The 24,525-nt window shown below is 68.3% G+C and carries 20 protein-coding genes; 9 read left to right on the forward strand and 11 right to left on the reverse strand.

Annotated features, from left to right (window positions below; all coding sequences use genetic code 11):
- Positions 1 to 9: 9 nt before the first annotated feature.
- Positions 10 to 1,002 (reverse strand): mannose-1-phosphate guanylyltransferase, encoded by a 993-nt coding sequence (locus tag OIM94_RS11285; RefSeq protein ID WP_264609888.1) that lies wholly within the window; start codon positions 1,000 to 1,002, stop codon positions 10 to 12.
- A gap of 234 nt (positions 1,003 to 1,236) precedes the next feature.
- On the opposite strand from OIM94_RS11285, the gene OIM94_RS11290 reads away from it, so the two are divergent.
- The 3 genes from OIM94_RS11290 to prsR are packed head-to-tail and all read left to right on the forward strand — an operon-like array spanning position 1,237 to position 6,013.
- Positions 1,237 to 2,625 (forward strand): TIGR03013 family XrtA/PEP-CTERM system glycosyltransferase, encoded by a 1,389-nt coding sequence (locus OIM94_RS11290; protein WP_264606829.1) that lies wholly within the window; start codon positions 1,237 to 1,239, stop codon positions 2,623 to 2,625.
- On the forward strand, positions 2,625 to 4,664 hold the full coding sequence (prsK, locus tag OIM94_RS11295; protein ID WP_264606830.1) for an XrtA/PEP-CTERM system histidine kinase PrsK: 2,040 nt from the start codon (positions 2,625 to 2,627) through the stop codon (positions 4,662 to 4,664). Before OIM94_RS11290 ends, prsK begins: the two co-directional genes overlap by 1 nt.
- On the forward strand, positions 4,661 to 6,013 hold the full coding sequence (prsR, locus tag OIM94_RS11300) for a PEP-CTERM-box response regulator transcription factor (RefSeq protein ID WP_264606831.1): 1,353 nt from the start codon (positions 4,661 to 4,663) through the stop codon (positions 6,011 to 6,013). The genes prsK and prsR overlap by 4 nt, the downstream gene beginning before the upstream one ends.
- Positions 6,014 to 6,070: 57 nt before the next feature.
- Here the strand turns inward: prsR and OIM94_RS11305 are convergent, their stop codons facing one another.
- Complete coding sequence (locus OIM94_RS11305) at positions 6,071 to 6,748, reverse strand: c-type cytochrome (protein ID WP_264606832.1); 678 nt, start codon at positions 6,746 to 6,748, stop codon at positions 6,071 to 6,073.
- A 102-nt stretch (positions 6,749 to 6,850) separates the two neighbouring features.
- On the opposite strand from OIM94_RS11305, the gene OIM94_RS11310 reads away from it, so the two are divergent.
- A complete protein-coding gene (locus tag OIM94_RS11310) occupies positions 6,851 to 7,741 on the forward strand; it encodes a prephenate dehydratase (RefSeq protein ID WP_264606833.1) in 891 nt (296 codons plus the stop codon).
- A 21-nt stretch (positions 7,742 to 7,762) separates the two neighbouring features.
- Here the strand turns inward: OIM94_RS11310 and nudC are convergent, their stop codons facing one another.
- The 3 genes from nudC to OIM94_RS11325 are packed head-to-tail and all read right to left on the reverse strand — an operon-like array spanning position 7,763 to position 10,952.
- Positions 7,763 to 8,632 (reverse strand): NAD(+) diphosphatase, encoded by an 870-nt coding sequence (gene nudC, locus OIM94_RS11315; protein WP_264606834.1) that lies wholly within the window; start codon positions 8,630 to 8,632, stop codon positions 7,763 to 7,765.
- Positions 8,629 to 9,912, reverse strand: coding sequence for a serine hydrolase domain-containing protein (locus tag OIM94_RS11320; RefSeq protein WP_264606835.1), 1,284 nt, complete (start codon positions 9,910 to 9,912; stop codon positions 8,629 to 8,631). Before OIM94_RS11320 ends, nudC begins: the two co-directional genes overlap by 4 nt.
- Positions 9,909 to 10,952 carry an A/G-specific adenine glycosylase gene (locus tag OIM94_RS11325; protein WP_264606836.1) on the reverse strand — a complete coding sequence of 348 codons (1,044 nt, stop codon included), beginning with the start codon at positions 10,950 to 10,952 and terminating at the stop codon, positions 9,909 to 9,911. The genes OIM94_RS11320 and OIM94_RS11325 overlap by 4 nt, the downstream gene beginning before the upstream one ends.
- A 28-nt stretch (positions 10,953 to 10,980) precedes the next feature.
- On the opposite strand from OIM94_RS11325, the gene OIM94_RS11330 reads away from it, so the two are divergent.
- Genes OIM94_RS11330 through smc form a run of 4 tightly spaced genes read left to right on the forward strand, consistent with a single transcriptional unit; the run spans position 10,981 to position 16,425 of the window.
- Positions 10,981 to 11,517, forward strand: coding sequence for a DUF721 domain-containing protein (locus tag OIM94_RS11330; protein ID WP_264606837.1), 537 nt, complete (start codon positions 10,981 to 10,983; stop codon positions 11,515 to 11,517).
- A 2-nt stretch (positions 11,518 to 11,519) separates the two neighbouring features.
- On the forward strand, positions 11,520 to 12,215 hold the full coding sequence (locus tag OIM94_RS11335) for a DsbA family protein (protein WP_264606838.1): 696 nt from the start codon (positions 11,520 to 11,522) through the stop codon (positions 12,213 to 12,215).
- Positions 12,216 to 12,239: 24 nt separating this feature from the next.
- A complete protein-coding gene (locus OIM94_RS11340) occupies positions 12,240 to 13,007 on the forward strand; it encodes a DsbA family protein (RefSeq protein WP_264606839.1) in 768 nt (255 codons plus the stop codon).
- A 10-nt stretch (positions 13,008 to 13,017) separates the two neighbouring features.
- Complete coding sequence (gene smc, locus OIM94_RS11345) at positions 13,018 to 16,425, forward strand: chromosome segregation protein SMC (protein ID WP_264606840.1); 3,408 nt, start codon at positions 13,018 to 13,020, stop codon at positions 16,423 to 16,425.
- An 84-nt stretch (positions 16,426 to 16,509) separates the two neighbouring features.
- Here smc and OIM94_RS11350 read toward each other — a convergent pair whose 3' ends face one another.
- The 5 genes from OIM94_RS11350 to truB all read right to left on the reverse strand — a co-directional run bounded on the left by OIM94_RS11350 (position 16,510) and on the right by truB (position 21,366).
- Positions 16,510 to 16,881 carry a hypothetical protein gene (locus OIM94_RS11350; RefSeq protein ID WP_264606841.1) on the reverse strand — a complete coding sequence of 124 codons (372 nt, stop codon included), beginning with the start codon at positions 16,879 to 16,881 and terminating at the stop codon, positions 16,510 to 16,512.
- A gap of 162 nt (positions 16,882 to 17,043) precedes the next feature.
- On the reverse strand, positions 17,044 to 17,481 hold the full coding sequence (locus OIM94_RS11355) for a hemerythrin domain-containing protein (RefSeq protein WP_264606842.1): 438 nt from the start codon (positions 17,479 to 17,481) through the stop codon (positions 17,044 to 17,046).
- Positions 17,482 to 17,643: 162 nt separating this feature from the next.
- A complete protein-coding gene (pnp, locus tag OIM94_RS11360) occupies positions 17,644 to 19,998 on the reverse strand; it encodes a polyribonucleotide nucleotidyltransferase (RefSeq protein WP_264606843.1) in 2,355 nt (784 codons plus the stop codon).
- A gap of 181 nt (positions 19,999 to 20,179) precedes the next feature.
- Positions 20,180 to 20,449 carry a 30S ribosomal protein S15 gene (gene rpsO, locus OIM94_RS11365; protein ID WP_010544825.1) on the reverse strand — a complete coding sequence of 90 codons (270 nt, stop codon included), beginning with the start codon at positions 20,447 to 20,449 and terminating at the stop codon, positions 20,180 to 20,182.
- A 23-nt stretch (positions 20,450 to 20,472) separates the two neighbouring features.
- Positions 20,473 to 21,366, reverse strand: coding sequence for a tRNA pseudouridine(55) synthase TruB (gene truB, locus OIM94_RS11370; RefSeq protein WP_264609889.1), 894 nt, complete (start codon positions 21,364 to 21,366; stop codon positions 20,473 to 20,475).
- A gap of 210 nt (positions 21,367 to 21,576) precedes the next feature.
- Here truB and OIM94_RS11375 point away from each other — a divergent pair, with 210 nt between their 5' ends.
- The gene (locus OIM94_RS11375) at positions 21,577 to 23,844 is read left to right on the forward strand and encodes a TonB-dependent receptor (RefSeq protein WP_264606844.1); all 2,268 of its coding nucleotides are present in this window, start codon (positions 21,577 to 21,579) and stop codon (positions 23,842 to 23,844) included.
- A 77-nt stretch (positions 23,845 to 23,921) separates the two neighbouring features.
- On the opposite strand, the gene OIM94_RS11380 is transcribed toward OIM94_RS11375, so the two are convergent.
- On the reverse strand, positions 23,922 to 24,506 hold the full coding sequence (locus OIM94_RS11380) for a thymidine kinase (protein ID WP_264606845.1): 585 nt from the start codon (positions 24,504 to 24,506) through the stop codon (positions 23,922 to 23,924).
- Between the last annotated feature and the right edge of the window lie 19 nt (positions 24,507 to 24,525).

The following is a 24,525-nucleotide window of genomic DNA, read 5'->3' on the forward strand; positions in this document are numbered from 1 at the left end:
ACGGATCGATCAGTCCTTCATCGCGTCGATCAGCTTCTTGACTTCCTGGCTGCGGCCGCGCGGCAGTACCAGGACATCGGCACCCGAGACGACGACGATCAGATCTTCCACGCCGACCAGCGCGACACGCTTGCCGGGCTCGCTCTGCACCAGGCAATTGGTGGCCTCGATCGCGACAACATCGCCGCGCACCACGTTGCCGCCCGCATCGGGGTTGCTGATCGCGTGCAGCGCATCCCAGCTGCCCACGTCGCTCCAGCCCATCGCCACCGGGACCACGGCGACCCGCGCGGCCTTCTCCATTACCGCATAGTCGATCGAATCGGACGGGCACGCCGCGAAGCTCTCCGCTTCGGGGAAGATCCGTACGCCCTCGCGGCGGGCCTTTTCCATCGACTGCTGTGCCGCGACCAGCATCTCCGGCGCAAACTCCTCGAGTGCCGCCAGATACATGTCCGCACGGAACAGGAATATGCCGCCGTTCCAGGCATGATCCCCCGAGGCCAGCATTGCTTCGGCTCGGTCACGCGGCGGTTTTTCCACGAAGCTGTCGACGCGGTGAACACCCGGAGACAGGGCCTCCTCACCGATCTTGATCCAGCCATAGCCAGTCTCGGCCGAATCGGGCGTGATGCCGAAGGTGATCAGCCAACCATCATTGACCAGCGGCATCGCGCTGTCGATGGACGCGTGGAACGCAGCGATATCCGCGATCACGTGATCCGACGGCATGATCAGGATGGGATCGCTACCGCCGCCCGCAGCCAATGCCGCGAGTGCAATCGCAGGTGCCGTATTGCGACCGATCGGCTCGAGCACGAGCGCTTTCAGAGACGCGCCGGTCGCGGCGACCTGTTCTTCTACGAGTTCGGCATGAAACGCATTGGCAACGACGATAGGATCCGAGAACCGGGATCCCGACGCGCGACCAACGGTCAGCTGGAGCATAGTTTCTTCGGCAGTCAGCGAGAGGAGTTGTTTGGGCTTCTCTGGGCGTGACATCGGCCACAGCCGCGTTCCCGACCCACCCGAGAGAATGACGGGCGTGATCGGTTTCGTATCCGGCATTTCGATGATGCTCCTAGTTTTGTTGTGCGGGCGCAATTGCAAAAAAGCCTATGTTAAACAAGTACGCGGCGTATTTGTTACGCGGGGCAAAATTTGACGGCGCTTCAACGCTTCCAGGCCCACCCGTGATCCCTTTCGTTTACCCTTGTGCGCTATGCCGTTCCGGCCATGATCCGCCTGTTCAAGCACTATATTCCCAACACCGTGCTGTTGCTCGGGCTGTTGGACGTGATCCTGCTCGCCGCTGCCGGCGAGCTCGGCTGGCAGGTGCGCGCGCACCAGATCGCCTTCGATACGGGTCCGGTCGCCGAACGCTTGCCCCAGCTGATCAGCTTCACGCTGGTGATCGAGACGGCGATGGTCGCGCTCGGCGTGTACGGGGCGGAAGCGCTGCAGTCGCTGCGCCATGCGCTGGTGCGGCTGATCGTATCGATCGCGCTCGGCGTGCTGGGCCTCAGCGTGCTTTACTTCCTCCTGCCGCCGATCGGCTTCTGGCGCTCGAACCTCCTCTACGCGGCGATCGCCGCACTGATGCTCCTCCTGCTGATGCGAATCCTGCTCGGCAAGACGCTGGGCAGCCAGGCCTTCAAACGGCGTATCGTCGTGCTCGGTGCCGGTCCGCGTGCCATGCGCCTGAAGCAGCTGTCGAAGACCCCCGGCGCTACCTTTGCGGTGGTGGGCTATGTCGCGATGAGCGAGACAAATCGCGTGATCCCCGAGGCGATCGCCCGCGATGCGATCTACAACCTCGCCGACCATGTCGTGCTGCTCAACGCCAGCGAGGTGGTGCTGGCGCTGGAGGAACGCCGCAACGCCCTGCCGCTGAAAGACCTGCTGCGGATCAAGACCACCGGCGTGCATGTCAACGAGATCTCGACCTTTCTCGAGCGCGAGACCGGCCGGGTCGATCTCGACAGCGTCAATCCCAGCTGGCTGATCTTTTCGGACGGCTTCTCCTCCACCCGGATGGTGTCGGCCCTGTCCAAGCGGTTGTTCGACATTGCCGCGAGCCTGATCCTGCTGGTCCTGTCGCTGCCGCTGGTGCTGATCACCGCCGTGCTGATCCGGCTGGAGAGCCGCGGCCCCGCGCTCTATCGCCAGAAGCGCGTCGGCCTGTACGGCCAGGCGTTCGACGTGCTCAAGCTCCGCTCGATGCGCCAGGACGCCGAGGCGCCTGGCGAAGCGGTGTGGGCGGAGAAGGACGATCCGCGAATCACCCGCGTCGGCCGCGTCATCCGCAAGATTCGCGTGGACGAACTGCCCCAGTGCTGGAGCGTGCTGAAAGGCGAGATGAGCTTCGTCGGCCCCCGGCCCGAACGGCCGCAATTCGTCGAGGGTCTCGAACAGCAGCTGCCCTATTATGCCGAGCGCCATATGGTGAAGCCGGGCATCACCGGCTGGGCGCAGATCAACTATCCCTATGGCGCCTCAATCGACGATGCCCGGCAGAAGCTCGAATATGACCTGTTCTACGCCAAGAACTATTCGCCTTTTCTCGACCTGCTGATCCTGCTGCAGACCGCGCGCGTCATCCTGTTCCCCAGCGGCGCGCGCTGATGCTGATGCCCGCGCTGAGCCTGTGGCTGCACGCGCTGGCCGCCTTGCTCTTCGCCCTGCTGCCACTCGCCGCGCTGCGCACCGGCGGCGACGCCCTCCCGCGCCGGGCGCTGGCGGCGGCGCTGGGCCTCACCGCACTGGCGGCGCTTGCCACCGCCGGCATCGGCGCCGACGAGATCGTCACCCATGCTGCCGGTGCGCTGTGCACGCTCGGCTGGCTGGCGTTCCTGCTGCTGCTCCACCGCCGCGCCGGCGAGCCGCGGCCGCCGCTGGCACTTGGCACCGTCTATGGCGTGATCGGCCTGGTGACGCTGGCGGCACTGGTAATGGACGGCGTTGCCGCCACTCCCGGACAGATCGCAGACAAGGCTGCGTCGGTCGCCCTGTTGCTGCACATGCTGGTGGCGGTGGGCGCGCTGGTGATGGTGCAGGCACTGCACGCCGCGCTCGCGCACAACGCCGGTGCGGGGTTGCGCTGGAGCGTCGCCGCACTGGGCGGGCTGTGGCTGGCGGAGCTCGCGGTGCACACGCTCGCCTATCTCGGCGTGCCGACCGACGGTCTGCTCCTCGTCGCACACGGCGCCGCGCTGATCTGCGTCGCCGCCGCCATGGGCCTCGGCCTGCAGCGCCGCGGCGACTGGCGCATGCGCGTGTCGCGTACCGTGGCCTATCAATCGCTCACCCTGGTCGCTGTGGGCGCCTATTTCGTGCTGCTCGCGCTCGCGACCAGCGCCCTTGCCACGCTGGGCGGTCCCCATGCCCGGCTGCTGCAGACTGCCTTCGTGTTCGGGGCAACCGCCGCGATCCTGGCGCTCGTCTCCAACAGTGCCCTGCGCGGCTGGGTGAAGGTGAAGCTCGCCAAGCACCTGTTCCGCCACCGCTATGACTATCGCGCCGAGTGGATGCGCTTCACCGAGACCTTGGGCGCGCCCGGCGCGGCTCCGCTCGATCAGCGCATCGTGCGCGCGCTGGCCGATCTTACCGCGTCCCCGGCCGGGCTGCTGCTGGTCGCCGCGGACGCCGGACTGATCCCCGGTGCGGGCTGGCACTGGGCGCGGACCAACCTTCCCCAGACCGCCGACACCCGGCTCTTCGCCCATCTCGAGGCATCCGGCCGGATCATCGAGATCGATGCCGTCCGCCTGGGCATTGCCGAAGGCGGCGACGCCGAGGCGACGCCCGCCTGGATGTGCGAGACGCCCGGCGCCTGGGCGGTCGTGCCGCTGCTCCATCGCGGGTCGCTGGTCGGCGCGATCCTGCTGGCGCGCCCGGCCCTGGCCCGACGGCTCGACTGGGAAGATTTCGACCTGCTCAAGGCCGCCGGCCGCCAGGTGGCGAGCTATCTCGCCGAGGCCCGGGCGCAGGAAGCGCTCGCCGAGGCGCAGCGGTTCGACGAGTTCAACCGTCGCTTCGCCTTCCTGCTGCACGACATCAAGAATCTGGTCAGCCAGCTTGCGCTCACCGCCCGGAACGCCGAGCGCCACGCCGATAATCCGGCCTTTCGCGCCGACATGATCGCCACGCTGCGCGATTCCTCCGATCGGCTGAACGCCCTGCTCGCAAGGCTCGGCCAGCACCATCGCGGGCGCAGCGAGCCGCCGCAGCCGACCGCGCTGCTGCCGCTTCTCCACCGTGTGGTCGCCGGCCGGCCCGGGCAGCTGCAGCTCGAATCCGGCGGAGACGCGATCGCGCTCGCCGAGCCGGCGGCGCTGGAGCAGATGATTCTCCACCTCGTCCAGAACGCGATCGAGGCAAGCCCGGCCGACCAGCCGGTGCTACTGGCGGTGGCCGGCGACGGAGCCTGGGTGCGCATCGACGTGATCGATCGCGGCTGCGGCATGTCGCCCGCCTTCGTCCGCACCCGCCTGTTCAAGCCGTTCACCTCGTCCAAGCCCGGCGGCTTCGGGCTCGGCACCTTCGAGGCGCAGCAGCTTGCGCAGGGCATGGGCGGGCGGATCGAGGTCGAATCGCACGAGGGCGAGGGCACGCGCTTCCGCGTGATCCTCCGCGCCGCGCACGCGGTGGAGGCGGCGGCATGAGCGCCGCGCTGCCCAAGCTGCTGATCGTCGAGGACGATGCGGGGCTTCAGCGCCAGCTGCGCTGGGCCTATGAGGACTATACGGTGCTCGCCGCCGCCACCCGCGACGAAGCACTCACCCTGCTGCGCGCCGAGGAACCGCCGGTCGTCACGCTCGACCTGGGCCTGCCGCCGGATCCCGACGGCACCAGCGAAGGCTTTGCGACGCTGGAGACGATCCTCCGCCTGGCCCCTGCCACCAAGGTGATCGTCGCCTCGGGCCATTTCGAGCGCGAGTCGATGCGGCGCGCGATCGAGCTCGGCGCGTGGGACTTCTACCAGAAGCCGATCGACATCGATGCGCTGGGGCTGATCGTTGCCCGCGCCTTCCACGTCCATGCGCTGGAGGCCGAGAATCGCCGTCTGGCAGCGCGCGCGGAAGCCACCGCCGTGCTGGGCGGCATGATTACCGCCGCGCCGGAGATGCTCAAGGTCACCCGCACGATCGAGCGTGTCGCGGGTGCCGACGTTTCGGTGATGCTGCTTGGCGCCAGCGGCACCGGCAAGGAGCTGCTGGCGCGCGGCCTGCACGAGGCGAGCCCGCGGAACAAAGGCGGCTTCGTCGCGATCAACTGCGCGGCGATCCCCGAGACGTTGCTCGAGTCCGAGCTGTTCGGCCATGAAAAGGGTGCCTTTACGGGCGCGGTGAAGACCACCGAGGGCAAGATCGAGCTGGCCCAGGGCGGCACGCTGTTCCTGGACGAAGTGGGCGACATTCCACTGCCGCTGCAGGTGAAGCTGCTGCGCTTCCTCCAGGAGCGCGTGATCGAGCGGATCGGCGGGCGCAAGCCCATCGCGGTCGACACCCGAATCGTCTGCGCCACCCACCGCGATGTCGATGCGATGGTCGCCGAGGGCCGCTTTCGCGAGGATCTCTACTACCGGCTCGCCGAAATCGTGGTGCGCATTCCCTCGCTTGCCGAACGCCCGGGCGATGCCGGGCTGCTCGCGCGTCATTTCCTCGCCCGCTATGCCGAGCAGATGAAGGCCGGGCCGAAAAGCTTCGCCCCCGATGCGCTTGCCGCGATCGATGCCTGGGGCTGGCCGGGAAATGTCCGAGAGCTGGAAAACCGCATCAAGCGCGCGGTGATCATGGCCGAGGGCAAGACGGTACATGCCGAGGATCTCGATCTGGCGCCGGGCGATGCGGCGGCGATCAACCTGCGCGCTGTGCGCGAGGCGGCGGACCGGCAGGCGATCCGGCACGCGCTGGCGCGGAGCGACGGCAACGTCTCGGCCGCCGCGCGCCTGCTCGGGATCAGCCGGCCGACGCTCTACGACCTGCTGAAGGCCTATGATCTGCAGGGGTGACGCCGGGATCTCCCCCTCCCGGTTGCGGGAGGGGAACTGCAAGGGCGCGGCGTCGCCTTACTTCTTCTTTTCGGCCTGCACCGCCGCCTGCGGGTCCTTCGACGGTGCGCCCTCGGCCGGCGTGGCCTGCTGGACGTTCACCGATACGTCGGCGCCCTCCACCGCGCCGTTGCTCTGCACGCCGGCATTGTCCGGCGCCGAATCCGCCGCCGGCGCGGCCGGCAGCGGCAGGTTCGAGCCCTGCTTGTTGAGGTAGAGGATCACGTCGGCGCGCAGCTGCGGGTCCGAGATGCCGGCGAAGGTCATCTTGGTGCCCGGGGCGAATTTGCGCGGGTTGGTCAGCCACGCATCCATCTTGTCGAGGTCCCAGGTCCCGCCCACGCCCTTCAGCGCGTCCGAGAAGGCGAAGCCACCCTTGCCCTGGGCGATGCCCTCGCCCAGCGTCGCGTAAAGGTTCGGGCCGATGCCGTTGGCGCCGCCCTGGGCGATCGTGTGGCAGGAGGCGCACTGCTTGAAGCCGCTCTCGCCCTTGGCAAGGTCGGCCTTGGCGAGGCGCACCGCCAGCGGCTCGGCTGCGGCGGCACCACCGGCGGCGTCTTCCACCGCCTCGACGACATAGCCGGGGCGCTCAGGCTTTTCGGAATGGAAGTACTTCGCGCTTGCGATCGAAAGTCCGAGAGCGGCAACGCCGCCAAACAGCGCCCAACCTGCGATCGTATTGAAGCGATCCTGCATCCATCCGCTCCCACCTGTGCTTTGCTTCATCTTTAGAGCGCGCCCGCGCCCGAAGGCAAGCGGACTTGCGGCGGAGTTCTACGGAGGCTAGCGCCGCCGCCCATGGAGAATTTCGCCGCACCCGCCCGTCCGATCGTCGCCCGCATGCTTGCCGAGGCCGATGCGGCGCCGGCGCGCGCGGTGGCCTATCAGGGCGCGCCAGGCGCCAATTCGCATGTCGCGGTGCGCGAGGCGTTTCCGGACGCGCTGCCGCTCCCGTGCTTCTCGTTCGACGACGCGATCGACGCGGTGAAGGAAGGCCGCGCCGACCGGGCGATGATCCCGATCGAGAATTCGCTGCATGGCCGCGTGGCGGACATCCATTTCCTGCTGCCCGAATCCGGGCTGTCGATCATCGGCGAGCATTTCCTTCCCATCCGCCACACGCTGATGGGCACCGGCGGGATCGAGGGCGTGCATGAGGCGATGAGCCACCCGCAGGCGCTCGGCCAATGCCGCCACTGGCTGAAGGCGCACGGCATCGCGCAGGTCGCCTATCCCGATACCGCGGGTGCCGCGGCGATGGTGGCGGAGCTGGCCGACCCCAAGGTGGCGGCGCTGGCGCCGGCGCACGCGGCCGAGCTGTACGGGCTCAACGTGCTGGCCAGCGACATCGCCGATGCCGCGCACAACATGACGCGCTTCGTCGTGCTCTCCCGCGAGGCGCCAGGGGTCACCGGCGACGGCCCGTTCATGACGACGCTGGTGTTCGAGGTGAAGAACATCCCCGCCGCGCTCTACAAGGCACTCGGCGGCTTCGCGACCAACGGCGTCAACATGACCAAGCTCGAAAGCTATCAGCGCGAGGCCAGCTTCGCCGCGACCGAGTTCTACGCCGACATCGTCGGCAGCCCCGACGACCCCGCCGTGCTCCGGGCACTGGAGGAACTGGGCTTCCACACCAAATGGGTGCGGCTGCTCGGCACCTATCCCCAGGCCCGTCCGCGGCCGTAATCTCCGCGCTCCTGGTCCGGACTACGCCCCCTCCGCCCAGGCCTTGAGCAACGTGTAGGCGATGGCATAGGCCGGCGGTGCGAGGAACGGCGCAGCCGGGTCGCGCGCCAATGCCTGCAGCACCTCAGCGCGATCGAACCAGGCCGCATGTTCCAGCTCGTGCGCATCGATCGCGATCGTTTCGTCCAGCGCCTCGCCGATGCAGGCGATCATCAGCTGCGACGGAAAGGGCCAGGGCTGGCTGGCGATGTAGCGCACCGCGCCGACATGCACGCCCGATTCCTCCAGCGTCTCGCGGCGCACCGCATCCTCGATGCTCTCCCCCACTTCCAGAAAGCCGGCGAGCGCGGAATAGCGGTGCGGCGGCCAGCTCGGCTGGCGGCCGAGCAGCACCCGGTCTCCCCGTTCGGCGAGCATGATCACCACCGGGTCGACCCGCGGATAATGCTCGGTCCCGCAACTGGGGCAGAGCCGCCCCCAACCGGCGCGGAAGATGTCGGTCGGGGTGGCGCAGCGCGCGCAGAAGCCGTTGCGCGCATGCCAGTCGATCAGGCTGCGCGCGGCAGCATAGTTGGCGGCGTCCTCCGCTTGGAAGGCATCGAGGATGGCGGACAGCTCGGGCGGGCGGCCGGGCGGCAGCGGCGTGCCCGGCGCCAGCGTCTGCACGAAGCGCGGCTCGCCGTCGAGGAAGCCCAGGAACAGCAAGGGCTGGGTTGCCGCCTCCAGCCCGGTCCAGACCAGCCGGCCGTCGTCACCGAGCTGCGGCACCAGCCCGTCCATCGCCAGCAGCCGCGCGCGCGGATCGGCAAGCGAGGCCGCCAGCAGTTCCGGCTCGTGGCGGACCCGGTCGTCGCGGTCCAGCGTACCGCCGGTGAAGCCGGGCGCGCTCACTTGGCCAGATCGGCGTAGATGGCGGTGCGCACGGGCACCTTGAGGCCGAGTTCCGCGAGCAGGATGTTGACCATCATCGTCGCGCGCACCTGGTTCTTCGGGTCCACCCAGGCAAAGGTGCCGGCAGCCCCGGACCAGCCGAACGTACCCTTGCCCGCACCGCCCGGCTGGTCGGCGAGGAAGACCGAGCCGCCCGCGCCGAAGCCCATCGGCACGCCGGTATCGCGCGCCATCACCGCCAGCATCGTCTTGTCGACGCCCTGCGGCAACAAGTCCGACATGGCGAGCGCCGCCGTCTCGGGCTTGAGGATCCGCGCGCCGTCCAGCGTGCCGCCATTCTGCAGCATGTGGAGGAAGCGATCATAATCGCGCGCCGACATGGCAAGGCCCGCGCCGCCATAGGGGAAGCTCGGCTTTTTGAGATAGACCGAGGTCGCGCCCGGATCGATCGGCAGGCGCGTGGTGCCGGTAACCGCATATTCGGTCGCCAGGCGCCCCGCCTCGCCCGCCGGCACCGTCCAGTAGCTGGAGGTCATCTTGAGGGGGCCGAGGATGCGCGAGTTGACGAAGCTGTCGAACGGCATGCCGCTCGCCACCTCGATGACCCGGCCGAGCACGTCGAGACCGATCGAATAGCTGAACTTGGCGCCCGGCTCGGCGATCAGCGGCAGCGTCGCGGTGCGGTTGGCGAATTCTTCGAGCGTCGCCGGGCGCGCCGGCCGCGCCGTCGCCTCGAACGAATCGCTCACCTGGGCGGGGTTGATGCCCAGGCGATTATACTCGTTGAGCAGCGGCCCCTTGGTGATGATGTTGTAGCCAAGACCTGCGGTGTGGGTCAGCAGGTTGCGCACCGTGATCGGCTTGGTGGCCGGGCGGCTGGTCAGGTCCTTGGCAGGATCGACCAGCACCTTCATGTCCTTGAACGCGGGGATGAAGTCGCTGATCGGCTGGTCGAGCTTGAGCTTGCCTTCCTCGATCAGGATCATCGCAGCGATGCCGGTGATCGGCTTGGTCATCGAATAGACCCGCCACAGCGTGTCGGCGTTCACCTGGGGTGCGGTCGGCTCATAGGCCATGCGGCCCTCGGTCACCACCGTCATCGGCGCCTGGCCCTTGGCATAGGTGATGACGATGCCGGGCACCTTGCCCGAGGCGACGGTCTGGCGCGCGAAGGTCTGGACCTGGCTGGATGCCGGCATGGGTGCAGTCTGGGCCTGTACCAGCGGTGCCTGGAGCAGCAGTGCCGCCCCGATGAGTCCGAACGTTCGCTTGGCCGTCATCGCAGTCTCCGTATCGCTTTTGCCGCCTTGGCGAAGACGGTGGGCAGGCCTGCCGACTCGATATCGGCAGCCGGCCACCATTCGCCCGGGGGTGCGCTTGCATGGCGGGGGATTGTTGCAGTCGCAAGCGCCACCTCCAGCTCGAAATGGGTGAATCCGTGGCGGACGGTTTCGTTCAACATCCGCCAGTCGGCCGCGAACGGTGCATTCGTCAGGCCCGGCGGCGCATCGGCCCAGGGACCCGTGGGCAGCGCGCGCATGCCCCCGAGCAGCCCCTTGTCCGGACGGCGGACGAGCAGCACCGCATCGTCGCGTTCCAGCCAGAACATCGTGCCGTGGCGCTGCGGCTTGGGCGCCTTCCGGGCCTTCACCGGATAGGATTCGGGACTGCCCTCCGCCCGCGCGGCGCAGCCGAAGGCGATCGGGCAGAGCAGGCATTTGGGCGCGCGAACGGTGCAGATGCCGCTGCCCAGATCCATCATCGCCTGGGCGAAGTCTCCGGCGCGCGCATCCGGGGTAATCGTGTCGGTGCACCGCCGGATCACGGGCCGCGATGCCGGCAGCGGATCGGCGATCGCGAACAGCCGCGAGACCACCCGTTCGACATTGGCATCGACCACCACCGCCCGCCGCCCGAACGCGATCGCCGCGATCGCCGCGGCGGTATAGTCGCCGATGCCGGGCAGTGCCCGCAGCGCCGCCTCCGTATCGGGCAGGGCGCCCAGTCGCGCGACCTCGCGGGCGCAGGCGAGCATGTTGCGCGCCCGGGCATAATAGCCGAGCCCCGCCCAGGCGGCCATCACCTCGGCATCCTCGGCCGCCGCCATCGCGCCGAAACTCGGCCAGCGCGCGGTGAATTTCTCGAAATAGGGGATAACGGTAGCGACCTGGGTCTGCTGCAGCATCACCTCGGACAGCCACACCCGGTACGGGTCGGTCGCATTGGCGCCGGGCGGCGCGCGCCAGGGCAGGCGGCGGGCATTGGCATCGTACCAGGCGAGAAGCGCGGGGGCGATCGATTCAGGAGCGTTGTCGGGCACGCCCCGCCTATGGCATGGGGGACCCAGTATGACGAAGCCCCCCCGTGCCACCACCCGCCAGCCGCGCCCCGAGCCGCAGCGCTCGAACCGCGTCCGCGCGGTGTCCGAGCTGCTGCCGGACGTGGGCGGCGCCGCTTTCCGCAAGTTCGGCTTCGTGCAGTCCGCGGTGGTCAGCCGCTGGAACGAGATCGTCGGCGAGCGCTATGCCCGCGTCTCCGCCCCCGAGTCGATCCGCTTTCCCCGCGGCAAGCGCGAGGAGGGCGTGCTCGCGCTCACCGTCTCGGGTGCGTTCGCGCCGATGATGCAGCATATCGCGCCGGAGATCATCGAGCGGGTCAACCGCTTCTTCGGCTATCCGGCCGTCGCCAAGCTGGCGATCCGCCACGGCGATCTGCGCGCGCCCAAGGCCAAGCCGGCCCCGCCGCCGAGCCTCAAGCCGCTGCCGCAGGCAATGGGCGACAGCCTGCGTGGCATCGCCGATCCGGAGCTGCGCGCGGTGCTCGAGTCGCTTGCCGCGGGCGTCGCGGCGCAGGACGAAGCCCCGGTGTTCGGCCGGATCGATTGAAGATGATGCAGCGACTTATCACGTTGATGCTGGCCCTGGTGCCGCTGTTCGCGCTGGGCGCCGCGCCCGCCCCGCAACCCGATTGGCTGGCCACCGTGGTCGCGACGCCCGAGGGCGGCTATCGTCAGGGCAATCCCAACGCGCCGGTCAAGCTGGTCGAGTATGGCTCGCGCGGCTGCCCGACCTGCTACGAATTCGCCAAGGACGGCATGAAGCCGCTGCGCGATCAGTATATCGCCACCGGCAAGGTGAGCTACGAATATCGCGACTTCCTGATCCATGGCGCGCCCGATCTCGCGCTCGCGCTGCTCAACCAGTGCGTCGGCACGGCGCGGTTCTTCCCGGTGCTCGATGCGATCTATGCCAACCAGCCCCGGTTCGAGGAACGGCTGATGGCGCTCACCAAGCAGCCTGCGACGCTGAAGGCGTGGGACAAGCTTCCGCCTGCCCAGATCGCGACCAAATTCGCCGATTCGCTGGGCATGATCGCCTTCATGAAGACGCAAGGGCTGCCCGAGCCCCGGGCGCGCCAGTGCCTTGCCGATCCCAAGGCGATCGCGCGCATCGCCAAGACCTATGCCGATGGCGCGAAGGTGCACGGAGTCAACGGCACGCCCAGCTTCTTCGTCAATGGCCGCAAGGTGCGCGCCTTCACCTGGCCCTATCTCGAGCCCGAGCTCCGCGCCGCCGGCGCCTGACCCTTTGTGAACCCGGAGACCACCATGCGTTTTGCCCTCGCGCTTCTTCCCATCCTGGCGCTCGCCGCCTGCAATGGCGGTGACAAGTCCGCCGGCGGCACCGCCAACGGCAGCGCGGCAGCGCCGTCCTCGGCGCCGGTCGCCGCGATCGCGCCGCCGGCCGGCAAGCAGTGGACCGATATGGTCGAGAAGACCAAGGACAATGGCTTCCGCCAGGGCAACCCGAACGCGCCGATCAAGCTTGTCGAATATGGCTCGCGCATGTGCCCCTATTGCGCGCAGTTCGGCACGACCGGCGTAGGGCCGCTGCGCGAGAAGTATATCGCGACCGGCAAGGTCAGCTATGAATATCGCGACTTCCTGATCCACGGCGCGCCCGATCTCGCGCTCGCGCTGCTCAACCAGTGCGTGCCTGCCGACGCCTTCTTCCCGACGCTCGACCAGATCTATGCCGGCACGGACTCGTTCAACCAGAAGATCCTGGGCATCGAACAGACCAACCCGCAGATCCTGCAGCAGCTGCAGCAGATGCCCCCGCCCCAGGCCGCCGCGGGCTTCGCCCAGGCGCTGGGCTTTGTCGACTTCATGAAGCAGCGCGGCCTGCCCGAGGCCCAGGCCAAGGCCTGCCTTGCCGACCAGAAGCAGATCGAGACGATCGCAAAGGTCAATGCCGATGGCGCCAACGTGTACGGGGTGAATTCGACGCCGAGCTTCTTCATCAATGGCCAGAAGGCCGACGTGAACGACTGGGCCGGCCTGGAGCCGCTGCTCCAGAAGGCCGGCGCCCGCTGATCGACGCGCCATGCAGATAAAACGGCTGCGGCTGACGGGCTTCAAGAGCTTCGTCGACCCGGCCGATCTGCGGATCGAACCGGGGCTGACGGGGATCGTCGGCCCCAATGGCTGCGGCAAGTCCAACCTGCTCGAAGCGCTGCGCTGGGTGATGGGCGAGACCAGCGCCAAGTCGATGCGCGGCGCCGGCATGGAAGACGTGATCTTCGCCGGTACGGCGACCCGGCCGCAGCGCGACTTCGCCGAAGTGGCGGTGGTCGCGGATCTGCCCGAGCAGCAGGACGAGCTGGAGATCATCCGCCGCATCGAACGCGGTGCCGGATCCGCCTATCGCATCAATGGCCGCGACGTGCGCGCCAAGGACGTGGCGCTGGCCTTCGCCGACGCCGCGACCGGCGCGCACTCGCCGGCTTTGGTCAGCCAGGGGCGAATCGGTGCGATCATCGCCGCCAAGCCCGGCGAGCGCCGCGCGATGCTGGAGGAAGCGGCGGGGATCGCCGGCCTCCATGTCCGCCGCCGCGACGCCGAGCAGAAACTCCGCGCGACCGAGACCAACCTCACCCGCCTCGACGAACTGATCGGCGAGCAGGAGCAGCGTGCCGCCGCGCTCAAGCGCCAGGCGCGGCAGGCCGAGCGCTACCGCGAGCTTTCCGATCGCATCCGCGTCGCCGAGGGACGGATGATCTTCGCGCGCTGGCGCGATGCGGCGGCGGCGGCGGAGAGCGCTCGCAAGGATGCGGCCGAGGCCGAATCGCTGGTCGCCGAGCGCAGTGCGGCACAGGCCAAGGCGGAAACCGCGCAGATGGCGGCCGCGGAAGCGGTCGGCAGGTTCCGCGCCGAGGCGCTTCGGCTGCGCGACGCCGCCAGCGACGCCCAGCACCGGCTGCAGTCGCTGCGCGGCGCCCGCCACGGGGTGGAGCGGCGCATCGCCGAACTTGCGGAGGCGAGCCGGCGGCTGGATGCGGATCGCGCACGCGAGGCGGCGCTGGCGCGCGACGCGGCCGAGGGGATCGCGCGGCTTACGGCCGAGCAGGCAACACTGGAGGCGCGGATCGCCGAAAGCGGCGCGCGCGCGCCCGTGCTGGACGCCGCGCTGACCGAGGCGGAGCGCACGGCGCGCGATGCCGAGGTCGCGCTCTCCCAGGCCCTGGCCCAGCAGGCGAGCGAGGCCGCCGAGGTGCGCGTTGCCGATGCCGCGCTGTCCGCCGCCCGCGCGCGGGTCGAACGCAGCCAGCGGGACCAGGCGCGGATCGACAGCGAGGCGCGCGCGCTGGGCGATGCCACCCCGCTCCACGCCGAGCGCGTCCGCGCCGCAGAGGCGCGCGCCGAAGCGCAGCGCCAGGCCGAGACCGCCCGCGACGCCCTCGCCCGCGCCGATGCCGAGGAGCGCGGCGCCATCGACGCGCGTAACGGCGCCCAGGCGGCGCGCGCCACTGCCCATGCCGAGCTCGCGCAGATCGACAGCGAAGCAACAGCGCTCGCCAAGGCCACGAAGGCCTCGGGCAAGGACCGGGTGCTGGACCGGCTGACTGTCGCCGCCGGGTATGAGCGCGCGCTTGCCGCTGCGCTTGGTGACGATCTCGAAGCCGGTCTGGATTCCGGCGCAGATCGCCATTGGGAAGGTGCCGCCCCCCTTCCCTCCGATCCCGATGCCCCCGCCGGCACCACCCCGCTCCTTTCGTACGTCACCGCGCCCAAGGAACTCGCCCGCCGTCTCGCCCAGGTGCTGGTGTGCGAAACCGACACCGGCGAGCCGCTCGCGGTTGGCCAGCGGCTGGTCACGCTGCAGGGCGTGCTGCGCCGCTGGGACGGCTATCGCGCACGCTCAGGCGGTGCAGCGGCGGCGGAACGACTGGAACGCGTCAACCGGCTGTCGGCGCTGGAGCGGGCACGCCCGGCGGCACAGGCGGCGCTGGACGCGGCGGCGACGGCGCTCAGCCGGATCGAGGCGACGATCGCCGAGGCGCGCCGCAGCGCGGCGGAGAACCGCAAGCGGCTCGATCACGCCGAACTGGCGTCGCGCGAAGCCACCCGCGCCGAGGATCGCGCCGCCGGCCAGATAGAGCGGCTGGAGGCCCAGCGCGCGGATCTCGACACGCGGCGCGCCCGCGTGGCAGCCGAGGCCGAGGAAGCCCATGCCGAATATGGCCGTGCCGAAGGGACCAAGGCGGCGCTTCCCGATGGTGCCGAGACGCGCGCCAGGGTCGCCGGGCTGTCCCGCGCGGCAGACCAGGCCCGTGGGGCGGTCGCCAGCGTCCGCGCGGACCGCGCCGCGCTGGATCGCGAGCTTGCCCAGGCGCGCGAGCGGCTCGCCGCCGCGGGCGCCGAGGCGAAGAGCTGGTCCGCCCGCGCTGCCGACGCCACCCGCCGCTCGGCCGAAATGGACGAACGCGCCGCCACATTGGCGCAGGAGCGCGAGGCGATCGCCACCCGCCCCGCCCAGATCGCGGCGCAGTTGGCCGAGGCAGAGGCCACCAACGAGACGATGAAGCGCGACTCCACGGCCGCCCAGGCTGCCGAGCGCGAAGCCGAAGCCGCGCTCCGCACCGCCGAAGTCGCCGCCCGCACGGCAAGCGAATCGCTCTCCGAAGCCCGCGAGCGCCGCGCCGGCGCCGCTGCGCGGGCGGAGAACCAGGACCTCCGCCGGGTGGAGATGGGGCGCGTCTCGGGCGAGCGCTTCGAATGCCCGCCGCCGCTGCTCCCCGCCCGGCTCGGTTTCGAGGGCGAGACGGTGCGCAGCCCGCAGGAGGAATCCGCCGCGCACGAAAAGCTGAGCACCGATCGCGAGCGGCTGGGCCCGGTCAACCTTGTCGCCGAGACCGAACTCGCCGAGCTGGAGGCCGCGTTCGGTACCAATGCGAAGGAGCGCGACGAGCTGCTCCAGGCGGTCCACCGGCTGCGCGGGTCGATCGGCACGCTCAATCGTGAAGGGCGCCAGCGCCTGCTCGCCGCGTTCGAGGCGGTCGACCAGCATTTCCGCCGGCTGTTCACCACGCTGTTCAACGGCGGCCAGGCGCATCTGGCGCTGATCGATTCGGACGATCCGCTGGAGGCGGGGCTCGAGATCATGGCCCAGCCGCCGGGCAAGAAGCTGCAGTCGCTCACCCTGCTTTCGGGCGGCGAGCAGGCGCTGACCGCGGTGGCACTGATCTTCGCGCTGTTCCTCACCAAGCCCTCGCCGATCTGTGTGCTCGACGAAGTCGACGCGCCGCTCGACGACGCCAATGTCGATCGATTCTGTGATCTGCTGGAGGCAATGACCCGCGAGACCGCGACCCGCTACCTGATCGTCACCCACAATGCCGCGACGATGGCGCGGATGCACCGGCTGTTCGGCGTGACGATGGTCGAGCGCGGGGTGAGCCGGCTGGTGTCGGTGGATCTCGGCGGCGCGACGAGCCTGCTGGCGGCGGAGTGAACGGCATTCCTCCTATGCCGTCCGAGATCGGGCCGTCCCGAACCCGTCATCGAAGGGTACGAAACGTCAGATCAGGGACGCATGTTACGCCGGACGAGCCAGCGTCCCAGCGGCCTCACGCGCTGCCGCGCGCCAAAGCCAGACGCCGCCGTCCCGCATAACGGGAACAGGCGCAGCATAGCGGTTGCCACGCGCACGAACGATCAAGATGAGCAGCAGGAACGCCACTACATAGGCGAAGCCCAGTGCCAGCGGTACGATGGCTGGCCGGAGCACCGGCAACTGCGTGATGCACAGCGGCCCCATGAGGAGGGTGGCAAGCGCAAGCCAGCCTGACATACGCACCGGAACGGCCTGAAAGCGAAGATCGCTCTGCGCATACGCGAACCACGGCCTATTCAGGCGCCGCCCGAGGCGTATCGGGGCGTCATGCAGAGGGTGGATGCCGTCTTCCATTCTACCTCCGATTTTCTTGCGCACGCATGCCGACGCGCGTGTGCACCATATCGCTATTCACGCCGTCGCGCCAGGATAGCGCGCGCGGCCGACATTGGCCGCCAGGTGCGCCGAACGATGCCTGCGAGGGGTTCCGCAACGCTGCCTTTGCGGCACCGCGCCTCAGTGCGCCGTCGGGATCGCCGGCTCGCCCTGCAGCGCCGCTGCCACCAGCAGGCTTTCCTCCAGCTTCACGCGGTTGCGCAGGCGCGGCAGCATCGCACGGCTCGCCTCGACGAAGCCGGGGCGGTCGGCGGCGATCTGCTCGGGCGACCAGAACAGCAGATAGTCCTGCCAGTTCGCCTTGAGCCGTTCGAAATCCTCGCGCACCTGATCGACCTTGGCGCGCGACAGGCCGGGCTTGGCCGACAAGGCGAGCTCGTAGATGGTCATATCCTCGCGCGACAGATGGTCGGCCACGCAGTTGAGCAGGTGATCGAGCGCGGTGGAGAGCTGGTCGGGGGTCGCATCGCTCTCGAGCAGTCCGGACAAACGTCGTGCGAGAATGTCGATCATCTCGTGATCGTGCCGCAATTCGGCGATCGTCGTCGTTGCCATCATCGTCCCGCCCTCACTCGATCCCGTCGCGAAGCTCCGCTTCCGTTTCCCCCGTAAAGCTACGTAGCGCGGATTGAGATTCAATGAAACAGCGGAAACACGCGCAAAAAAGGGGCCCGGCAGCGCCGGACCCCTTTCCTGTTCGTTCGCGTTGGCGACGGAAGATCAGTCGCGATCGCCGGTCAGGAACGCGGGGAGGCCGATGTCCTCGCCGCCTTCGTCCTTGCCGCCGTCACGGCCGCCGCTGCGGGGCTTGTCGCCACGATCGCGGCGGGGGCCACGCTCGCCGCGCTCGCCACCGCGCTCGCCGCCACGGCCGCCCTCGCGACGGCGGTCGCCGCCACGATCGCCGCGGTCGCCGCGGTCACCACGATCGCCGCGCGGCTCGCGCGGTTCGCGGGCCGGACGCGAGTCTTCCAGCTCGGCACCGGTTTCCTGGTCGACGACGCGCATCGACAGGCGCACCTTGCCGCGCGGATCGATCTCGAGGACCTTGACCTTGACTTCCTGGCCTTCGCTCAGGACGTCCGAGACCTTCTCGACGCGCTCGTTCTTGATCTCCGAGACGTGGACGAGGCCGTCCTTGCCGCCCATGAAGTTCACGAACGCACCGAAATCGACCAGGTTGACGACCTTGCCGTTGTAGATCTTGCCGACTTCGGCTTCCTCGACGAGGCCCTTGATCCACTTGATCGCGGCTTCGATCTGCGCCGGATCCGACGAGCTGACCTTGATCACGCCCTCGTCGTCGATGTCGACCTTGGCGCCGGTGGTGGCGACGATCTCGCGAATCACCTTGCCGCCGGTGCCGATCACTTCACGGATCTTCGACTTGTCGATCGTGAAGGTCTCGATGCGCGGTGCATGCGCGGAGAGCTCGGCGCGGACTTCGCCCAGTGCCTTGTTCATCTCGCCCAGGATGTGCGCGCGACCGGCCTTCGCCTGGTTGAGCGCCGCCTCGAAGATCTCCTTGGTGATGCCGGCGATCTTGATGTCCATCTGCATCGTGGTGATGCCCTCGGACGTGCCGGCGACCTTGAAGTCCATGTCGCCCAGGTGATCTTCGTCACCCAGGATGTCGGACAGGATCGCGTAATCCTTGCCCTCGAGGATCAGGCCCATGGCGATGCCCGAGACCGGACGCTTGATCGGCACGCCGGCGTCCATCATCGCGAGGCTGCCGCCGCACACCGATGCCATCGACGACGAGCCGTTCGACTCGGTGATGTCGCTGGTCAGGCGGATCGTGTAGGGGAAGTCTTCCTTCGACGGCAGCACCGGGTGCAGCGCGCGCCATGCCAGCTTGCCATGGCCGACTTCGCGACGGCCCGGCGCGCCGAAGCGGCCGACTTCGCCGACCGAATAGGGCGGGAAGTTATAGTGCAGCATGAAGTTCTGGTAGCTGAGGCCGTTCAGGCCATCGATCATCTGCTCGGCGTCCTTGGTGCCGAGGGTGCAGGTGGCGATGGTCTGGGTTTCGCCGCGGGTGAACAGCGCCGAGCCGTGCGCGCGCGGGAGGAAGTGCGTCTCCGCCTCGATCGGGCGGATCTGCGTGGTGGTGCGGCCGTCGATGCGCTTGCCGTCCTTGAGGATGGCGGTGCGGACGATCTCGGCTTCCAGCTTCTTGGTCAGCTTGATGCCGGCCATCACGTCCTGCGGGGACAGGCCGTCCTCGGTGAACTGCGCCTTCGCCTTGGCACGCGCTTCGTTGAGCGCGTTCGAGCGGGCCGACTTGTCGGTCAGCTTGTAGGCGGCGGCGATGTCCTTGCCGATCAGCTTCTTCAGCTTGTCCTTGAGCTTGGCGTTGTCGTTCGACGACGCCATTTCCCAGGGCTCCTTGGCGGCCTGCTCGGCGAGCTTGACGATCGCCTTGACGATCTCGCGGCAGGCATCGTGCGCGAACAGCACGGCACCGAGCATGACCTCTTCCGAAAGCTCCTTGGCTTCGGATTCGACCATCATCACCGCGTCATAAGTCGCGGCGACGACGAGATCGAGCTCGCCCTCGGCAACCTGCGCGTCGGTCGGGTTGAGGATGTACTCGCCGTTGATGTAGCCGACGCGCGCCGCGCCGATCGGGCCCATGAAGGGCACGCCCGAGAGGGTGAGCGCTGCCGAGGCGGCGATCATCGAGAGGATGTCGGGCTCGTTCTCGCCGTCATAGCTCAGCACCTGAGCGATGGCGTTGATCTCGTTGTAGAAGCCTTCCGGGAACAGCGGGCGGATCGGGCGGTCGATGAGGCGGGAGACCAGCGTCTCCTTCTCGGTGGCGCCGCGCTCGCGCTTGAAGAAGCCACCCGGGATGCGGCCGGCGGCCGAGAATTTTTCCTGGTAGTGGACGGTCAGCGGGAAGAAGTCCTGGCCTTCCTTCACGCTCTTGGCGGCGGTGACCGCGCACAACACCACGGTTTCGCCGAGGGTCGCGATCACCGCGCCGTCGGCCTGGCGGGCAACCTTGCCCGTTTCGAGAGTCAGCGTCTTGCCGCCCCACTCGATCGATACAGTCTTCTTGTCGAACATGTCGTTTCCTTCACTCCCCGGTGCCAATCACGCGGGGGGCCTATGCGTGAGCCGTATGTGGCTCGTGGGACCGACCGTATTGCCGGATCCCCCGTTCGTCCCCGGCGCCTTTCGCCCGGGACCGCCGGTGCGTTATCGCACCGGAATGACAAAAAGGCGACCCGAAGGTCGCCTTTCCGTGTTACTTGCGAAGACCGAGCTTCGCGATGAGATCTGCGTAGCGCGCCTGGTCCTTCTTCTTCAGATAGTCCAGCAGGCTGCGGCGCTTGTTGACCAGCATCAGCAGACCGCGGCGCGAGTGATTGTCCTTCGCGTGGGTCTTGAAGTGCTCGGTGAGGTTGGCGATGCGCTCCGAGAGGATCGCGACCTGCACTTCGGGGCTGCCGGTGTCACCCTCGTTGCGAGCGTGTTCCTTGACGAGCGCTTCCTTGCGCTCCTGCGTGATCGACATAGGCGTTCCTTCGACATCTAAGGCTACAGGTTGAAGCCGCGTACGACCCGGATGCTTCCGGCTTCCGCCTCTACCAGCGCGACGGGGGTATCCCCGAGCAGCGCGAAATAGAGGCCATCGTCTTTGGCAATCCCGACCAAGACCCGCCCCTGGCGGAGCAGCCCTGCCTGATCGGGGGTGAGGGGTAGAGCCGGGATGTCGTCCAGCCCCGCCCTCAGCGGCAGGCAAATGTCTTCAAGGCGCCGCTCCTTAGCGGCATCCGCCAAAGAGTCCAGCGAAATCGCCTGATCCAGGGTGAAGGGCCCCGCCTTGATCCGGCGGAGATAGGTGACATGGCCGACGGTGCCAAGCGCGCGGGCGATGTCGCGGGCGAGGCTGCGGATGTACGTGCCCTTGGAGACATGGGCGCGGAGGGTGGCGCACTGCGCGCCATCCTCGTTCTGCCAAGATAGATACTGCAGATCGTGGATCGTGATCCGACGCGTCGCCAATGTAACTTCCTGACCCGATCGCGCGAGGTCATAGGCGCGCTCGCCATTGACCTTCAGTGCGGAATAGGCGGGCGGCAGTTGATCGATCTCGCCCAGAAATTGCCCGAGGACATCCTCGACGTCCGCGCCGTCGACGAACACCTCGGATGTCGCAATCACCTTCCCCTCGGCGTCCAGCGTATCCGTCTCCACCCCGAACCGGATGGTGAAGTCGTACACCTTGTCGCTGTCGAGCATGCGCCCGGCGAGCTTGGTCGCCTCGCCCAGCGCGATCGGCAGCACGCCGGTCGCCAGCGGATCGAGCGTGCCGCCATGGCCGACCTTCACCTTGGCATAGCCGCCCTCGCGCAGCGCGCGCTTCACCGCGCTCACGCCTTGTGTCGAGCCGAGGCCCAGGGGTTTGTCGAGAAGGATCCAGCCATGCATCGCCGCGGCCATAAGCGGCGATCCGGGCGCGCGCAAACCACGACATAATTGCAACAGGTCGAAGCAAACCGTCCCGCCCGCCAATGGTAGCGCTTGATACAAGTGACGCTTCCGCTACAGGCGCGCGAAAAATCAGCGACATCGACAAGAAACGATCGCGACATCGCGCCGGAGAGGACGGCCATCACAGCACGGGGATTCGATTCCGCCATGACAAACGCTACTCTCCTCCGCGTCCTGCTCCTCGGCAGCGCTGCGCTCACCACGCCTTCGGCGCTCGCCGCCACCCGCAACGATACGCCCGCCCCGGTCCAGGGCGTCCAGCCCGACGACAGCGCGCCGCAGCAGAGCGGCGAGATCGTCGTCACCGCCCAGCGCCGGACCGAAGCCGCGAAGGACGTGCCCGTCGCCGTCACCGCGATCAGCGGCGAGAAGCTCGAGGTGCTCAACTCCTCGGGTCTCGACATCCGCTTCCTCGCCGCGCGCACGCCCAGCCTGCAGATCGAAAGCTCGTTCGGCCGCACCTTCCCGCGCTTCTACATCCGCGGCCTCGGCAACACCGATTTCGATCCCAACGCCGCCCAGCCGGTGTCGGTGGTCTATGACAATGTCGCGCTCGAGAACCCGATGCTGAAGGCCTTCCCGGCGTTCGACCTGGCACGCGTCGAAGTGCTGCGCGGGCCGCAGGGCACCCTGTTCGGCCGCAACACGCCGGCCGGTGTGGTAAAGCTCGAATCGCAGCGCCCGACCGACAAGTACGAAGCGCAGGGCAGCGTCAGCTGGGCGACCTACAACACGATCAATGCCGATCTCGCGCTCAACGCCCCGCTCGGCAACGGCTTCAGCCTGCGCGTCTCGGGCCTGGTCCAGCACCGCGACAACTGGGTGGTGAACGACAGCACCAGCGCCAAGAGCGTCGCCAATCGCAAGCTGGAAGGCTATACCGATCGCGCCGGCCGCGTGCAGCTCGCCTACACCAGCGGCGACTTCAACGCGCTGCTCAACGTCCATGGCCGCGACCTCGAGGGCACGCCGCGCGTCTTCCGCGCCGGCCTGTTCCAGCAGGGCTCGAACAACTTCTCGGCAGGCTTCGACCCCAAGCACGTCAAGCTCGACGGCTATACCAGCCAGTGGCTGGAGCAGTGGGGCACCAACCTGCAGCTCGACTATCATTTCGACGGGATCGGTACGCTCTACTCGGTCACCGCGTTTGAGCGCGCCAAGGTGCAGAGCACCGGCGACATCGACGGCGGCGACACCTATGCCTTCCCGGCGCTTGGCCTGAACAAGGCGCTGTTCGATTCGAACACCGGCGGCATCACCAGCCCCAAGGAGTTCAGCCAGGAACTGCGCTTCGCCACCGACCAGTTCGGGGCCTTCCGCGGCCAGGCCGGCCTCTATTATTTCGACCAGAACCTCACCTACAGCGAATATGGCTATCCGCTGGGCGGCGGCGCGCAGAACCAGAATATCGGGCACGTCAACATCAACGAGAATTACGGCGTGTTCGCCTCGGGCGAATTCAAGGCGACCGAGCAGCTCACGCTGCGCGCCGGCGTCCGCTATTCGCACGATCGCAAGAACGACGTGATCACCGGCTTCGGCCCGCTGACTGCCGGCCTCAAGCTGCCGGTGCAGACGAAGGTGAAGGGCGAGGCAGTGACCTGGGACGCCAGCGCGACCTATGCGCTGACCCCGGACGTCAACGTCTATGCACGCTTCGCCACCGGCTATCTCGGCCCGGCGATCCAGGATCGCGTGACCTTCGGCTCGGTGCCGACCACTGCCGGCAAGCAGTTCACCAAGTCCGCGGAAGCCGGCGTGAAGGGATCGCTCCCGGCGCAGGGCCTGAACTATGCCCTGACCGGCTACTGGTTCCGCACCGACGATCTGCAGCTCACCGCGGTGGGCGGCGCGAGCAACTCGACGCGGCTGCTTTCGGCCGATCACGTCAACGGGTACGGCGTCGAGGCGGAATTCGGCTATCGCCCGGTCCGTGGCCTCGAGCTGACGGCCAGCGGCAGCTACAACTTCACCCAGATCCGCGATCCCAAGCTTGCGGTGGCGGTGTGCGGCTCGCTCTGCACGGTGACCGATCCCACCACCACGATCGGCGGCACCACCGTTGCGCTGGTCGACGGCAACCCGCTGCCGCAGGCGCCGCGCTGGGTGCTGAACGCCACTGCGCGTTACGGCGTGCCGCTGGCGAACGGCGGCGAGGTCTATGTCTATACCGACTGGGCCTATCGCAGCTCGGTGAACTTCTTCCTCTACTCGGCGAAGGAGTTCCGCGGCCGCGCGCTGACCGAGGGTGGCCTGCGCATCGGCTATCGCGCACCGCAGGGCTATGAGGTGGCGGCGTTCGCGCGCAACATCCTCAACCAGATCCGTGCGCAGAGCGCGATCGACTTCAACAACCTGACCGGCATGATCAACGAGCCGCGCATCATCGGCGGCGAGATCCGGTTCCACTTCTGATCGGAGGCGCGGGGCTCCCCCCGCGCACTTCATAGCGGAAGGGCGTCGCGGGGATCCCTGCGGCGCCCTTTTCGCTGTCAGCCGATGGTACCGCGCCGCTCCACGAAATGGCGTCGGCACAGCGCGACATAGCGATCATTGCCGCCGATCTCGCGCTGCTCGCCTTCGCGCACCGCGCGCCCTTCGGCATCGACGCGCAGGTTCATCGTCGCCTTGCGGCCGCATTCGCAGACCGACTTGATCTCGACCAGCGAGTCCGCGATCGCCAGCAGCGCCGCCGCGCCCTCGAACAGCACACCCCGGAAATCGGTGCGCAGGCCGTAGCAGAGCACCGGCACCTCATCCTCGTCGCACACGGCTGCAAGCTGGCGCACCTGCGGCGCGGAGAGGAATTGCGCCTCGTCCACCAGCACACAGGCGAGCGGCGCCGCGAAATGGGCGTCCTGGACGATGCTGCGCAGGTCGGTGAGGGCATCGAAGGGGATGGCATCGGCATGGATGCCGAGCCGCGAGTCGATCACGCCGTGCCCGCCGCGATCGTGAACGCCGGCGGTGAACAGCAGCGTCCGCATGCCGCGCTCGCGATAGTTGAAATCGGCCTGCAGCAGCGTGGTCGATTTGCCTGCGTTCATCGAGGCATAGTAGAAATAGAGCTTGGCCATGGCGGCATCACACCGAAAC

It is taken from the genome of Sphingomonas sp. R1 (assembly GCF_025960285.1).
In the GTDB taxonomy this organism is placed as follows: Bacteria; Pseudomonadota; Alphaproteobacteria; order Sphingomonadales; family Sphingomonadaceae; genus Sphingomonas.